The organism is Maribellus sediminis (assembly GCF_011799805.1).
Taxonomy (GTDB): domain Bacteria; phylum Bacteroidota; class Bacteroidia; order Bacteroidales; family Prolixibacteraceae; genus Draconibacterium; species Draconibacterium sediminis_A.
Genome location: NZ_WXUB01000001.1, coordinates 597,539 through 613,283 on the forward strand (window position 1 = coordinate 597,539; position 15,745 = coordinate 613,283).

Annotated in this window: 10 protein-coding genes and 4 tRNA genes; 10 read left to right on the plus strand and 4 right to left on the minus strand. The window is 44.0% G+C overall.

The genetic code is table 11. The features are described from left to right. Positions 1-140: 140 nt before the first annotated feature. A complete protein-coding gene (locus tag HFD85_RS02260) occupies positions 141-527 on the plus strand; it encodes a response regulator (protein WP_167604984.1) in 387 nt (128 codons plus the stop codon). Between the two features lie 25 nt (positions 528-552). Here the strand turns inward: HFD85_RS02260 and HFD85_RS02265 are convergent, their stop codons facing one another. Further along, a complete protein-coding gene (locus HFD85_RS02265) occupies positions 553-2,085 on the minus strand; it encodes an alpha/beta hydrolase-fold protein (RefSeq protein WP_167604985.1) in 1,533 nt (510 codons plus the stop codon). A 1,242-nt stretch (positions 2,086-3,327) separates the two neighbouring features. After that, a tRNA-Phe gene (locus HFD85_RS02270) sits at positions 3,328-3,400 on the minus strand. Positions 3,401-3,623: 223 nt separating this feature from the next. Here HFD85_RS02270 and HFD85_RS02275 point away from each other — a divergent pair. Together HFD85_RS02275 and HFD85_RS02280 are read left to right on the plus strand one after the other, a co-directional pair. After that, entirely contained in the window at positions 3,624-4,853 is a 1,230-nt protein-coding gene (locus tag HFD85_RS02275; protein WP_167604986.1) for a M16 family metallopeptidase, read from the plus strand. Between the two features lie 20 nt (positions 4,854-4,873). Further along, positions 4,874-5,512, plus strand: coding sequence for an O-methyltransferase (locus HFD85_RS02280; RefSeq protein ID WP_167604987.1), 639 nt, complete (start codon positions 4,874-4,876; stop codon positions 5,510-5,512). 1 nt (position 5,513) lies between these two features. On the opposite strand, the gene HFD85_RS02285 is transcribed toward HFD85_RS02280, so the two are convergent. Beyond that, positions 5,514-6,758: a PSP1 domain-containing protein gene (locus HFD85_RS02285; RefSeq protein ID WP_167604988.1), complete on the minus strand. Its 1,245-nt coding sequence runs from the start codon at positions 6,756-6,758 to the stop codon at positions 5,514-5,516. Positions 6,759-6,923: 165 nt separating this feature from the next. Between HFD85_RS02285 and HFD85_RS02290 the strand changes: the two genes are divergently transcribed. The 7 genes from HFD85_RS02290 to HFD85_RS02320 all read left to right on the plus strand — a co-directional run bounded on the left by HFD85_RS02290 (position 6,924) and on the right by HFD85_RS02320 (position 14,083). Beyond that, complete coding sequence (locus HFD85_RS02290; protein ID WP_167604989.1) at positions 6,924-7,340, plus strand: DUF1761 domain-containing protein; 417 nt, start codon at positions 6,924-6,926, stop codon at positions 7,338-7,340. 87 nt (positions 7,341-7,427) lie between these two features. Continuing rightward, entirely contained in the window at positions 7,428-8,615 is a 1,188-nt protein-coding gene (locus HFD85_RS02295; RefSeq protein WP_167604990.1) for an Lnb N-terminal periplasmic domain-containing protein, read from the plus strand. A 326-nt stretch (positions 8,616-8,941) separates the two neighbouring features. Then, positions 8,942-11,560, plus strand: a complete 2,619-nt coding sequence (mutS, locus tag HFD85_RS02300) for a DNA mismatch repair protein MutS (protein ID WP_206081838.1) — start codon at positions 8,942-8,944, stop codon at positions 11,558-11,560. 166 nt (positions 11,561-11,726) lie between these two features. Beyond that, positions 11,727-11,799 (plus strand) — tRNA-Gly (locus HFD85_RS02305). 86 nt (positions 11,800-11,885) lie between these two features. Continuing rightward, a tRNA-Leu gene (locus tag HFD85_RS02310) sits at positions 11,886-11,972 on the plus strand. Between the two features lie 3 nt (positions 11,973-11,975). Beyond that, a tRNA-Gly gene (locus tag HFD85_RS02315) sits at positions 11,976-12,048 on the plus strand. 781 nt (positions 12,049-12,829) lie between these two features. Continuing rightward, positions 12,830-14,083: a glycoside hydrolase family 5 protein gene (locus HFD85_RS02320; protein WP_167604991.1), complete on the plus strand. Its 1,254-nt coding sequence runs from the start codon at positions 12,830-12,832 to the stop codon at positions 14,081-14,083. A gap of 96 nt (positions 14,084-14,179) precedes the next feature. Here HFD85_RS02320 and HFD85_RS02325 read toward each other — a convergent pair whose 3' ends face one another. Then, positions 14,180-15,643 (minus strand): M48 family metalloprotease, encoded by a 1,464-nt coding sequence (locus tag HFD85_RS02325; protein ID WP_167604992.1) that lies wholly within the window; start codon positions 15,641-15,643, stop codon positions 14,180-14,182. Positions 15,644-15,745 lie beyond the last annotated feature (102 nt).

Consider the following 15,745-nt stretch of genomic DNA (forward strand, 5'->3'; position numbering starts at 1 on the left):
CAGGAAAAATAGAACTCTTTTCAGTTATGAGCAAATCAATATAATTCTTATAATGTTTTATTCATTTACTCAAATGATTTATCTTTACAAGCAATAAAAGATAAAAACCGACACACCGGTTTCCTAAAGTAGAAATTTGTATGAACCACCCCGAATCTAAAAATGGATATGGCAAAATTCTGATTGCAGAAGATGACATGATTAATCAACGTCTGCTTTCATATCAGCTAAAAGATTTGCGCGACGAGCTGATTTTTGCCAACAATGGGCATGAAGCGCTTCATTTGTACCGTGAGAACACCAATGTTCGTCTGATACTGATGGATATTCAAATGCCTGTTATGAATGGAGCTGATGCTACCCGTAAAATTCTTGAAATCAATCCCGGTGCCAAAGTGATCGGTCTTTCGGCGTATCCGAAGGACGAAAATCAGTTCAATTTGAAAGAGGTAAATTTTGTGGATTACGTCACCAAACCCATCAATAAAACCGAATTAGTCAGAGTTATTATTAAGCATCTGGCTTAAGCAATGAACCACTGTTTCTGATGACTTATTTTCCCTGAACTTTAGCCCATTTATCAGCAATCATATTCAGTACTTCCACAGGATCGTAGCCCTGGCAATGCCCCATCATCGGCACAAAAGTAACCACTGCATCCGACTCGGGATTAGTTTGTGCTTTTAGCATCCGGTCGAACGAGCGCATTGGCGGATTCAGGTAGAAATTGTCCATGTCGCCCATCCAGATCCAGAGCTTGCCCTGCAATTTCGGCCCCAGCGTTTCCCAGTTGTTTTCTACGTAACGTTTAAGGTCGTGTTTTTCCCATTCTTTAACCACTCCTTTATCGAAGTCTCCGGTGACCGGATCAAACAAGGCTTTTGGCAAACCGTCGGCTCCGCTGGTAGTAAACAGCGCACTGAAGGCACTGAATTGTCCGCCCGAATTTACATAACTATCGTTGGGCGAAAGCACATTTTCGAAATAGATAAAATCTTTTTGCGAAACGATCGGCTCGCCATTTACATCGCGCATGATTGGGCGCAGGTAGCCGTATTCGTTGTAATAGGCATTTTCGTCTTTGTAAATATCCATCAGCTGGCAGTATTCAAAATCCACTTCGTCGGCACTGTACGAAAAACAACCGTTAAAGAAATCGGGGTAATAAATCTGCAGCGAAAGCGAAACATAACCTCCGGTTGAACAGCCATCGAGGTAGCGCGACTCAGGAGTTCCCACAGCCCTGAATTCTTTTTCAATATATGGAATCAATTCTTCGGTAAGCGCCACGCCATAAGGGCCGCTGTTTTCAGAATCCATCTGGTAACAATCGCCAAAAGGACCATAACCGTCGAGGAAAACATTGATGATCTGCGGCGCATCCTCCGACATCCACCATTTCTCCAGTTCGCTGCCTTTGTGAACCATTCGTGCAGCACGGGTGAATCGGCCACCATAACCTGCAATATTGTAGCGAACCGGGTATTTTGCATCCGGATTTTTGTAATAGCCAGATGGAAGAACAACAGCTGCTTTTACGCGAATTTCCTTCCCCCAGAATTTTGAAACCGCATCGCTTTTTATATCCACCAGTTTCAGAAAATCGGTTTCTGCAAATTCAGGAGCCTGTGTAATTTCTTCCAGTGGAATATCGAGTGTTGTATTTTTATTCAGGTCCAGGGAAACTGTTTTGCTGTAAAGGTTTCCTGCTTCATTAATGCCCGATTGCCACAAATCCTGGTCCCAGAGTACCTGCACTTTATATTTTCCTTCGGCTAAAACATCCAGACCGGCATCTACCGATTTGGTAAGTTCAACGGTGCCATCGAATGTAAACGGTTTCGAAGGATCCCAGTCGTTCAGATTAAGTGCAAAAATTTTATTCGACAGGTTTGGCCAGGTGTTCATTCTTGGTTCACGCCCTCCTCCGTTACTCACAAACAGAAAAAGTCTGCCTTCGGGTTTAAACTCATTTTTTACGTTTTCGGAAACACTTACGTTGACTTTTAACGACCAGGTATTTTGAGCTTGTGCGCTGATGATAACAGCAAACATCAATGCGAAAACAGCAATTCCTTTTTTCATGTAGCGAGATTTTTTTGTTGAAGAAAGTTAAAACTATAAAATAATAAGCTTGGATAACAGGGATGAGGAAATCTTTTCAGCGTTTTCTTTTCTGAATGGTAAATAAATACGGATTATGTAAATCTTTTTCGCATGTAATGACATAGTGATTATCTTAATTCATCATTAGTTAGAACTCATACATCCGTAGATATGTTAAGGTTGGCGTGTTCGAGAATTATTCTGAAGAACAACTTCAACTTAAAACCAAATAATAGTTATCAAAATTGGCACGAATAAAAAAACTCATTTTAAATTTTTGGGCAGTTTTATTGAATCTGGTAGTATTCAGCCGGGACAAACCAACATGGCTCAGGTATTCAGCTATTCCCCCGCTAGCGCGAATTTGTAATTCGTGCTTTGTTTTGCAAAAACAATAGGATATTCCATATGAGCCTAAATATTCACCCTCATCGATTTAGTTTTCCGTTGGTATAATGTTTTGAACTTATTTTTCAAATGCGGCGCAAGGGACTTTACATTTTCAATCCAGTTGCCAGCTTGCGCCTTCCTTATTTTTATTCGTAACCCAGGGCGTCACTTTCCGTCTTTCGACGGTTCGTTTGCCCTGGGCTGATATATGTCGCACCTTCAGCGCTTTGGTTATCAAAATATTTCTTTTCTTCCCAGCACTGAAGGTGCGTCAGCTAATAGCCTGGGGTAGAGTATATCGCCATTAGGCGATAACGCCGCCCCGGGTTAAATACCGACACCACCCAAAGGCGCAATCTGCTAGCTCTTTGAAATACATACGCTACTATGCGCCGCAATAGGAGGCCCAGAATTGAATCACCAGCAGGAATGAAAGTTGCATTTTATTTACCCTCTATCCTGTCCCCGTCCGACTTGTCCATCCGGGCGGGTCTCCCTTCTCGAAAGGAGAGACGATCGGCCTACATATCTAATAAGGGTATAGCTGATCAACTGATCTGTTTGAGCGAATATAAGCTGGACAAACGTCCCGGCCACTTTTGGTTGTTGCCCGGAGTTGAAATAAAACCTTAAAGAGTGCGGGAAGCTCTCACGTGTACTCGGGAAGGAGATCACCCGTCCGAACTTAGCTTTTATGAAAAAGTAGAGGAAGGATAAAAAGCAGCTTTGAGCTCGGAAATGTCTTCCTCGTGCTTCGTTTTTGTGTCAAGTCTAAAATGAAGGCCGCCGGCAGGCAAATAAAAAAGGGAGAAACATTGTTCCTCCCTTTTGTGGTGCCACTCGGAATCGAACCAAGGACACACGGATTTTCAGTCCGTTGCTCTACCAACTGAGCTATGGCACCTTAAAGTTTGGCTGTTTTAGCAGCACCCCTTTATTTTGGTGATGCAAAAGTATACATTTTTTTGAAACAGCAAAGAAAATTTATTGAATTTGAAAAAAATCAACTTTCTGTATCGATTTTTTGTTGAAGGGTGACTGCTTCTCATTCGTTCTGATTGTTTTAACTGCGAACAGATGGGGCAATCGAATTCTTTTTTTACTTTTGCAGGCTGATAAAGATTATAATGGTAGATACTGATTATCTGACACATACATTGGGGAATGGGATCCGCATAATTCACCAGCGCACCGACTCGCCCGTGGGGCATTTGGGCGTTCTGATAAATGCCGGATCGCGTGATGAGGAAGAAAAAGAACACGGGCTGGCTCATTTTATCGAGCACTCGGTTTTTAAAGGAACACAAAAACGTAAGGCTTTCCATATTCTGAGCCGTATTGAAGGTGTTGGTGGCGAGCTGAATGCCTACACCACCAAGGAAGAAACCGTTTTGTACTCCACTTTTTTAACGGAATATTACGACCGCACCGCCGAGCTTTTAAGCGATATCCTTTTTAACAGTGTTTATCCCGAAAAGGAGTTGAAGCGCGAAAAGGAAGTGATAATCGAAGAGATCAACTCGTATAAAGATTCGCCTTCGGAACTGATTTTCGACGAATTTGAAGAACTGATTTATGATGGTCATCCGATTGCGCGAAATATTCTGGGAACCAAGAAACGCCTGCGCGAATTTAACCGCGATTCCATTTTCCGGTTTATCGCCAACAATTACCACACCGATCAAATGGTGATCAGTTCGGTGGGGAACATCGATTTTGGGAACCTGGTAAAAATGCTGGAGAAGTATTTTGGAACGGCGCCCGAAAAGTTGCGGACTGAGAAGCGCACAAAATTCGAAAATTACATTCCGCAGGAAAAGGTAATTCAACGCGATACTTTTCAGTCGCACTGCGTGGTCGGAAATATTGCTTTCGATGTGATGCACGAGCAGCGCATTGTAATGGTTTTGCTGAATAATATGCTTGGCGGCCAGGCGCTGAATTCACGTCTGAACCTGTCGTTGCGCGAACGCCGCGGAATGGCCTACAACGTGGAGTCGAGTTATGTGGCATACAGCGATACCGGCCTTTTCAATGTCTATTTCGGAACCGATAAGGAAAACCTGCAAAAAGCGCTCAACCTGGTTCAAAAGGAATTTGATCTGATGCGGAATACCAAACTGGGTGGCCTGCAACTGAGTCGCGCCAAAAAACAATTGCTCGGCCAGATTGCCATTTCAACCGAAAGCCGCGAAGACATGATGCTGACCATCGGGAAAAGCTATTTGCTCTATGATAAAGTGGATCCTTTGCGTGTGGTTTTCAAAAAAATAGAGGCCGTTACCGCCGAACAGGTTTTGGAAGTGGCCAACACCGTGCTCGATAAAAAGCACATGAGCACGCTGATTTACCAGTAAAAGCCGAATAAATTCAGCAGATGAACCGACAAAAAGATCTCGATAAATACATCCTGGATCACATCGATGATGAAGATCCGATCCTTAACGAGCTCGATCGCGAAACGCACCTGAAAGTGCTTGGCGCGCGCATGATCTCCGGGCATTTGCAGGGACAGGTTCTCACGATGCTCTCAAAAATGATCGGGCCAAAAAATATTCTGGAGCTTGGCACGTATACCGGTTACTCGGCCATTTGTCTTGCCAAAGGCTTGCAGGAAGGCGGAAAGCTGGTAACCATTGAAGTGGATGATGAGCTTGAAAGCCTGGCGCAGAAATATTTTAAAAAGGCAGGTTTGCAGGATAAAATTGAACAACGTATCGGTTCGGCGCTCGATATTATTCCGACGCTGAATAAGCCCTTCGACCTGGTTTTTCTGGATGCTGATAAGCGGGAGTACCTCGATTACTACAATTTACTGATCTATCGTCTGGAGAGCGGGGCTTATATTTTGGCCGATAATACACTTTGGAGCGGGAAAGTGCTGGATAAGCCTAAAGCTGATGACTGGCAAACCCTTGGAATTCTGGAATTCAACGAGGCCATAAAAAAAGACCACCGCGTTGAGAAAGTGATCCTTCCTTTACGCGATGGTATGACACTTATTCGTAAGAAATAATTTATTCGTTTTTCTTTTCTACCCTGAATTTCGGCTTTCGGTTCCTATTCCTGTTCGAATTATTTCCCTGATTTTTTGCCTGATTCGTGTTCGGATCCTGGGCATTTGCCTGAGCCTGACCTTGATTCTGCACCTGGTTCTGATTGCGGTTCCTGTTATTCCTTCCGCGATTGTTCGAACGTCGGTTCTTGTTGTTAATGTTGTCGCGTTTCTGTTTTTTATTGAAACGATCGAGATCGTCATCCAAAGTAACTATGCCGCTCTCCGTTTTATCGCTTTCCTTCGCTTTGTTGGCAAAAGTGTCGACTTCGGGTCTGATCCCGCGTTTATTTTTCTGGATGATGTTTTTTACCTCTTTCAGCGACAGGTTAAAGGTGTTGCCAATCGAACCATCGAGCATGTACCAGATCTCTTTTTTCAGGTAATCGGTTTTGAAAGGCTTGGCAATACCCGCCGCCAGTTCCAGGTCGAGCAATTCCCGGGGGAACTCGTTTCCGGCTTCAACGTAGGCATCCAGTTCATACAGCAAACAACACTTCAGTTTTCCGCAGGCGCCGGCCATTTTTTGCGCCGATGGCGACAAGCCTTGTTTTAGTGCTGCATCCGACGAAATACTGTCGAAGTCGGTTCGCCAGCTCGAGCAGCATAGCTCACGGCCACACGAGCCGATTCCGCCAACCAATCCGGCTTCCTGGCGCGCTCCGATCTGCTTCATTTCAACTTTAATCCTGAAATCGCGGGCATAAATTTTGATCAGCTCACGGAAATCAACACGTCCTTCAGCAATGTAATAAAAGATGGCTTTTTTATTGTCGCCTCTGAATTCCACATCACCAATTTTCATATCGAGTCCCAATTCGGCTGCCGCCTGACGGGCCCTGATCATCGTTTGTTTTTCACGTCCGCGTGCTTCTTCCAGCTTTTCAATATCGCCTTCATTTGCCTTGCGGTAAACCGGGTTCAATGTATAGCGCGATGGATTTTTTATACGTAGCTTAAATTGCTTTTCGGCCAGGTAACCTGTCAGCGAAACTTCACCAACATCGTGCCCCGGCGAGGTGGCAACTACTACTTTATCGCCCCGTTTTATGGGTAGATTTTCTATATTTTTGAAATACTCCTTTCGGGTCGACTTAAATTTAACTTCAACAATGTCTGATTTATCTGTAGTGTCCGGCAGATCGCTCAGCCAGTCATATCCTCCACTAGTTGTTGAATTATTAAATGAACATCCGTTACAACTCATAATATCCTCTCTCTGCTTGCTTTCTGATTGCCGTTCCTCCCTAAATAATTATTGTTTGAAGGTTCTTCTATGGGCAATCTCGTTAAATAATTCGATACAAAGATTGGAAAAAGAATTGAATATCGTATTTTAATATGATCTAAATTAATACTAAAAGGTATGAATATGTCAGAAATTCTTTCTTCGATCAACGTTTGGGCGGTGCTTGTTGCTGCCATGAGCGCGTTTATTGTTGGCTGGTTGTGGTACGGTCCGCTGTTCGGGAAACTGTGGATGAAACTGAATGGATTTACCCCGGAAATGCTACGTGATGGCAAGGGCATGTCGATGCCTTTGATTATGGTACTCAACTACATTGCAACAGTACTGGCAGCTTTTGCTATTGCCATGTTTATTGGTGCCGAAGCCGATATGCATTTTGGGATTTTTGCGGGTTTTATGATCTCGATATTCTGGATCGGTACAAGCCGCTTAAACGACGTGCTTTACGAGCGTAAGCCATGGAAACTGTACTTTATTAATGTAGGTTATTACGTGGTTATTTACATCATCATGGGTGCAGTGCTCGGCGCCTGGCATTAAAAATTTAATAGATTGAAGGAAGCAGAATGCAAAGGTATTCTGCTTTTTTTATTTCTTTATTTTAACTTCATGCCCGAAAAGACAAGCATGATGCAAAATCGAAAACCGACCTTTTTATTGCTGGCATTTTTTATGTTCTGGTTCACCGGAGCCGGGGCATTCCAACTTACCGGGAGTGCCGAAATAAGTATTCTAACCTGCAGTCCGGGAGACGAAGCCTACTCGGTTTACGGGCATTCTGCCATTCGTGTACATGATCCGGCGCTGCAATACGACCTTGTTTTTAATTACGGCATTTTCGATTTTAGCTCGTCGAATTTTGTGTGGCGTTTTGCCAAAGGACAAACCGATTACTTGCTGGGGGCCACAAAATTCAGGTCGTTTCTGGCTGAATACATTAATGATGAACGCAGCGTTTTTGAGCAACAACTGAATCTGACGCAAGCTGAAAAACAAAAAATATTCGATTTTTTATTGTGGAATGCTGCTCCCGAAAACCGTGTTTACCGCTACAATTTTTTCTTCGATAATTGTGCCTCGCGTGTTCGCGATGTAATTGCGCAAAACGTAGAAGGCGGAATTGAATATACCGATGAGGCTAGCGGAAAAACATTGCGCGATCTGATCCATGATTACCAGCAACCGCTGCAATGGCTGAATTTTGGAAATGATTTTCTGGTGGGCGCCGAAGCCGACCGAAAAGCTACTTTGCAGGAAGAAATGTTTTTGCCCGATTATGTGATGAAGCATTTTGCATCAGCGCAACGGGTGGATAATGGTCAGCCGATTGTTGCTGCGTCGCAGGTGCTTTACCAGGCTCCAAAACACAATCTGAAAGTGAGCATCCTAACCAGTCCTTTTTCTGTTTTTCTACTCTTGTTTCTGGTGGTTCTGCTGCTTTCGCTGGGTGAGTTCAAAAGAGGGAAATTGAAACCGGCACTTGATTTTACGCTGTTTTTTGTAAGTGGATTTGCCGGAATCTTCGTCGGATGGTTTGTGCTTTTTTCCGAACATCCCGCCATGAGCCCCAATTATAATCTGCTGTGGTTATTTCCATTGAACGCCGTTTTTGCCTTCCTGTGGCTGAAGAAAAAATGGAGGCCTGCTTTGAAGTATTATCACCTGGTTATTTCTGTGTGGTGGATTCTTTTTATAGTAGCCGGAAGCTTTCTTCCACAGAAATTTCACCCTGTATTTTTCCTGATGACCGGCATGTTTCTGATTCGCCCGGTGCTACATTCAATAAATATTCTGAAGAATAAATCGGTGTACTAAACCTTCATCGGCTAACCATAGGATGATAAGGTGGTTGTTTTGACTAACTCCGGGATTCATCCCGGGGAAAAAATGAAGTTGAGGTGAGACTCGGGCTTTAGCCCTTAATATATTCTAATTTGGACTTATGGCCTGGATTCTGAGCTGTTGTCATCCACCGGCATTAATGCCGGTGTTAGTCAATTTCGGCATGCTAGGAAATAGGCGATATTAGAAATTACGGCTTCTGAACGTAACTGTTGAAAAAAAACTACCAAGTATCGGCCTCCGAATTTCCTATCCGTAGCTAATCTTTTATCTTTGTTTCGCTCTAAAATCAGAACAATTTGGCAGGAACAAAAAAATATGTGGAAACACCTTTGATGAAGCAATATTACGACATCAAAGACAAACATCCCGATGCAGTTTTGCTGTTTCGCGTAGGCGATTTTTACGAAACTTTTGGTGAGGATGCGATTAAGGCTGCCGAGATTTTGGGCATCACGCTTACCCGCCGGGCAAATGGAGCCGCCAGCTACGTGGAACTTGCTGGATTTCCGCATCATGCGCTCGATACTTATTTGCCAAAACTCGTACGCGCAGGGCAACGGGTCGCTATTTGCGAACAGCTCGAAGATCCAAAACTGACAAAAAAGATCGTGAAACGCGGAATTACCGAGTTGGTTACTCCGGGCGTTTCCATCAACGACAATATACTCGAGAACCGGGAAAACAACTTTCTGGCTTCGGTTCATTTCGATAAAAAACGGGCGGGCGTTGCCTTTCTCGATATTTCAACGGGCGAATTTCTCACAGCCGAAGGAAGTCATGAATACGTGGATAAACTGCTGAATTCTTTTCAACCCAAAGAAGTGCTTTTTCAGCGCGGCAGGGGAAATGAATTTACCGGCATTTTTGGTTCGAAATATTACACCTTCAACCTAGAAGACTGGGTGTATACTTCTGATGCAGCCAACGACCGTTTGACGCGGCATTTCGAAACCAGTTCGCTCAAAGGTTTTGGTGTGCAGGATATGCAACTGGCCATTATCGCATCGGGCGCCATTTTGCATTACCTCGACATTACGCAGCACCAGCACCTCGGGCATATTTCGGGTTTAAGCCGGATTGAGGAAGATCACTATGTTTGGCTCGACCGTTTTACCATTCGCAACCTCGAGTTGTTCGCACCGATTCACGAAAGTGGGAAATCGCTGATCAATGTGATCGACAAAACCATTTCGCCAATGGGATCGCGTTTACTAAAACGTTGGATGGCCCTGCCTTTAAAAGACATCGAGCCAATTAACGGACGATTGGAAGTGGTGGAGTTGTTTATGAAAGATCCCGAAACGAAGGAGTATATTGAAGAGCATCTGCGTCAGATTGGCGACCTCGAACGTTTGATCTCGAAAGTGGCAGTAGGAAGGATCAATCCGCGAGAAATGGTTCAGGTAGTAAGTGCATTGAATGCGATCGGTCCGATCAAGACGATTTGTGCAGAAGCCGAGAACCGCGCTTTGAAACGCTTTGCCGAACAGCTTAATCCCTGCGACATTATTCGCGAAAGAATTCAAAAGGAAATTGTTGCCGATCCGCCAACAGCCATCAATAAAGGGAAAGTGATGGCCGAAGGTGTTTCTCAGGAACTCGACGACCTGAGAAAGATTGCGTATTCGGGTAAAGATTATTTAGCGCAGATTCAGCAACGCGAAAGCGAGAAGCACGGAATCTCGTCGTTAAAGATCGGCTTCAACAATGTTTTTGGTTATTATATCGAAGTCAGGAATACGCATAAAAATAAGGTTCCGGCGGAATGGATCCGCAAACAGACTTTGGTGAATGCCGAACGCTACATCACCGAGGAATTAAAAGAATACGAAACAAAAATATTGGGTGCAGAAGAGAAAATTCAGGAGCTGGAAACCCGCCTGTTTGGCGAGCTGGTTTTTGCGCTTTCAGAATACATTTCGGCTATCCAGTTGAATTCGAATATCCTGGCGCAAATCGATTGTTTATTGTCGTATACCACGTGTGCAGTGGAATACAAATATTTCCGCCCCGAAATCAACGACGGGATGGAGATCGATATCAAAAACGGCCGTCACCCGGTAATCGAACAACAACTCCCGATTGGCGAATCGTATATTGCCAACGACGTGCAGCTCGATCAGGAAGATCAGCAGATCATCATCATTACCGGGCCGAACATGGCCGGTAAGTCGGCTTTGTTGCGGCAAACCGCACTGATCGTTCTGTTGGCGCAAATGGGATCTTTTGTACCGGCCGAAGTGGCAAGAATTGGTTTGGTAGATAAAATATTTACCCGTGTCGGAGCATCGGATAATATTTCATTGGGCGAGTCAACTTTTATGGTTGAGATGAACGAAGCCGCCAGTATTTTGAATAATGTTTCCGACCGCAGCCTTATTCTTTTTGATGAACTGGGGCGCGGAACTTCAACCTACGACGGAATTTCGATTGCCTGGTCGATTGTGGAACACCTGCATGAACACCCGGCTGCAAAAGCAAAAACTTTGTTTGCAACGCACTACCACGAATTGAACGAAATGGAAGGCGCTTTCCCGCGGGTGAAGAATTTCAATGTCTCGATAAAGGAAGTAGGGAACAAGGTGATTTTCCTGAGAAAGCTGGTGCGGGGTGGTAGTAACCACAGTTTTGGTATTCACGTGGCCGGAATGGCCGGCATGCCAAAATCGGTGATTAAGCGTGCCGAGCAGATCCTGAAAAAACTCGAAGGCGGCAAGGAAAAAGAGAGTCTGGCCAAACCTTTGGAAGAGATCGGTGAGAACCGCGAAGGGATGCAACTTAGCTTTTTTCAGCTCGACGATCCCGTGTTGAAGCAAATTCGCGACGAAATAAAGGGGCTGGATGTAAATAATCTTACACCAATCGAGGCCCTGAATAAGTTGAATGACATAAAGAAATTGACGGGATTGAAGTAGGTGTTTTCAGTCAGTTCGCCCCGTCATTCCTGAGATCCCGGGGCTGACGCCCGGGATTAGTTCGGCTAAAGATTTGAAAAATTCAAATCTAAGTCTCGCGAATTTTGCGAGATAAAAAAATAGCAATATATTTGCATCGCTTTTTAAGACACGTTCTAATAAATATGCGAGAATAGCTCAGTTGGTAGAGCACGACCTTGCCAAGGTCGGGGTCGCGGGTTCGAGTCCCGTTTCTCGCTCATAACAGAAGGGAAGGAAATGTCTATCCCTAATCCGAAATCAGGATTGGGACGTCACCTGCCCGTTCGTTCAAAAACATAAGGATGCCCGGGTGGTGGAATGGTAGACACGTTGGACTTAAAATCCAATGAACATTATGTTCGTGGGGGTTCAAGTCCCCCTCCGGGTACCAAATGCGAGAATAGCTCAGTTGGTAGAGCACGACCTTGCCAAGGTCGGGGTCGCGGGTTCGAGTCCCGTTTCTCGCTCAGAATCAAAGGTCTTACAGAAAATTGTAAGACCTTTTTTTATGCCCAATATTTTGATGGAGAGGGACGAGAGGTTTATCCCGATGGAAATCGGGAAGTCCCGTTTCTCGCTCAGAAAAAGCTTCACAAGAAATTGTGTAGCTTTTTTTGTTTTAAAATTGCACCATGCTTTAGCATGGTGTTTTTGGTTTATACGATTAGATTGGCTTTAGCCGTTAATCGCAACTTTAAAGGCTGAAGCCAATGCTTATACGGTTTCATTTTATCACCGGGCTAAAGCCGCGGTGCAAAATATTCAGTTGAGAAATACTTTGGGCTTCTGTTTTACTGGTTGCGGTTCTTCTTATTTATGCGGTTTTTTATGACTAAATTTTGGAAGATCAAGTGACAGAAGTTGTCTCGATATTTATTGCGAAGTCCCTTTTCTCGCTCGAAAATGAAGGTTTTGTAGTAATTTGTAAGACCTTTTTATCCCTGAAATTTGACTTAATGCTTTAAAAAGGGAACCGTTCTTTAAAAAAGAAAACGGTTCCTTTTCATTTTGTTATTTAAAGGGATGTCATCTTTTAAAAAGATGACATCCCTTTTTACCTTGCAAAAACGAAAGCCTCCGGCAGGAAAAACTACCTGTAAAAATTGAGGCGTCCTGCAATGCTTACGGATAACATCGACGACGATAAACGCATGCAGAGAAATTTAGTATACAAAGTACGGAGAAACTTTACAGGAAATTTTGTTTTCCATATTTACTATCTTCAAGCCAACTTTTAAGCAACCTAAAATGAAGCAGCGAAACCTTTTATTAATTATCGCAGGAATTGTTACAGCCCTTTTTTCATGCAGTCCGGAATTTCAGCCGGAACAGGAAGCACCAAAATTTATTAGCATCGATGGTCCAAATTTAAAGGCACCCGATGGGAGCAACTATTTTATAAAAGGTACCAACCTGGGCAACTGGTTAAATCCTGAAGGATATATGTTTCAATTCAAAAGGGTGAATTCGGCCCGCTGGATCGATGAGGCTTTTCGTGAGTTGGTTGGCCCTGATTTTACCGATGAATTCTGGAAAATTTTTCAAGATAATTACGTCACGCGGGAAGATATTCAATACATAAAAAGCACTGGTGCAAACACCATTCGCATACCTTTTCATTACAAGCTGTTTGCCGATGAAGATTACATGGGATTAACGCATGATCAGGATGGTTTTCAGCGTCTGGACAGTTTGGTGGAGTGGTGCCGCGAGGCGGAGATTTACCTGATCCTGGATATGCACGATGCACCGGGCGGACAAACCGGCGACAACATCGACGACAGCTACGGATACCCGTGGTTGTTTGTCAGCGAAAAAAGCCAGGAGTTGTTTGTGGATATCTGGAAAAGAATTGCCGATCATTATAAAAATGAGCCGGTGATTTTAGGATACGACCTGTTGAACGAACCAATTGCCACCTATTTTGAAGAAGAACGTGCAATGTTGAACGCACAACTTGAGCCACTTTACATGAAAGCCACCAAGGCTATTCGCGAGGTGGATAAGAACCACATTGTGATGTTAGGTGGGGCGCAGTGGAACAGTAATTTCACTGTTTTTACCGATTCGAAGTTCGATGAGAAACTGATGTACACCTGCCACCGTTACTGGTGCGATACCTTGCAAGCCAATATTCAGGATTTTGTCGATTTCAGGGACTCAGTAAATCTGCCGATTTACATGGGAGAAACGGGGGAAAATACCAACGAATGGATTGCCGCCTGGACCCGGTTGATGATTCGGAACAACATTGGATACACTTACTGGCCTTACAAGAAAATGGGCAGCGAGCGTGGCATGGTTACCATCCCAACACCAGAGAACTGGGACCTTGTTGTCGACTTCGTGGAAGGTCCGCGTAGCTCTTATGCACAAATCCGCGAATCGCGACCCGATCAGGAAGTGGCCAAACAAGCCCTGCTCGATTTTCTCGAAAACTGTAAATACCGAAACTGTTCCAAAAATCCGGATTATATCAGGGCGATGGATCTGGAGCCGTAACTAAGAATTTAATTGTTGATGCTAATTCTTGCACCGTACTCTAGTGCGGCGCAATTAATAACTAAACTCATTTTCGCTTCCGGTAAAAGACTTAATTTATTTACTGACTATTTTAAAACGATCGCCTTTTTCGAGTCGCGTACTCAATTCTTTGTTGTTTAATAAAGCAAACTCCTTATACTGATCTTTAGGAACATTTAATGCCGCGAATAATTCCTGTAAAGAAGCTGATTTTGGCGCTGTTTTTACCCTAATCCGCTCAGGTTTAATGTTGATCTTGTTTTGATCGGTCAGTACCTTGAAATCCCTCCCTGTTGATTCAAATGCCGGCAGGTAATTATCAAAGGTTGTTCCGTTCGAAATTCCATGGAAGATATATACTTTTTCTCCTTTTTTGATGAAGTACGACATAACTTTGGTTACCGTTTGCGAACCGTCCTGTGCCTGGTTTACCTGTTGCGAAACTACTTCTACCGCTTCATTCCCGTTAACCGAAACTGTTTTTGAATCCAGTGCAGTTAATCTTAAATCACCAAGTGCTTTTTGAGATGCAGCCGCTGGAGTGCTTTCTTCCGAGAGTGTGAAAATTATGCCTGCTTTCTGGTCGAGGGAAATAATCTGTACCTGTGTCGGTGTGTTCACCAAAACCCATTTGTCGGGAAATTTGAACTGGAAGCGCAGATCGGGATGATAGAAAGTATTGTTCTCAACAAAACCCTGACGCGGATCTTCGCCATAAACTATGCCGTCGATCATGTCGAGGTAATGATCAGAATTTACCGCAAACTTTTCACCCGGATATTTGGCCTGCCACGTATCGGTAAGCGAATGAACCGTTGTAAAACGATCTTTTGGGTCGGGGTGAGTAGACATAAAAGTAGGTACGCCACCCTCGGAACTGGCCATGCTCATTTTGTCGAGCACGCCAAAAAAATCAGCCATTTTATTGGCATCGTAGCCCATTTTTGTGGCGTATTCCACACCCAGCCTGTCGGATTCACGCTCGTGTTCGCGACTAAAACTCAGAAATAGAAGTTGCATCCCGGCCATGGCAACATCGGCCAGTTCGTAAATCTCTTTCGAGGCGATCATTCCGCCTGCCAGAACAATCTGCCCGATTTGCTGGTTGGTTTGCTGCTGCGCCGTATGACGTGCCGTAACATGTCCCATTTCGTGGCCAAGCACACCAATCAGTTCGGCTTCACTGTTCATTTGCGCCAGAATTCCGCGGGTAAAATACAGGTAGCCCCCCGGAACTGCAAAAGCATTTACCACCGGTGAGTCGAGAATGGTAAAATGGTAACGCAGGTTTGGGCGGTGCGACAATTGACCCATTTGCGTTCCTTTCTCTTCCAGAAATTTTTGCAGGGGATCGTTCTCATAAACTCCAAAGGTCGAGATCACCGAAGGATGGTATTGAGTGCCCATGGCAATTTCCTGTTCTTCGGAAACAAACATAATCTGTCGTTTCCCGCTGACCGGATTTACCGCGCACGATGGAATCAAAAAAATCAGAATTAGAACAAAGCTGATAGTAAACAGTGCTTTTCCAGTTTTCATAGTAAGTGGCGCATTAATATTATTTTAAACCAAAGTTCAGTCAAATTTTATTAGTCGAATTCAGCTGCTTCAGGTTTATTGTTATTTTTATAAGATCAAACT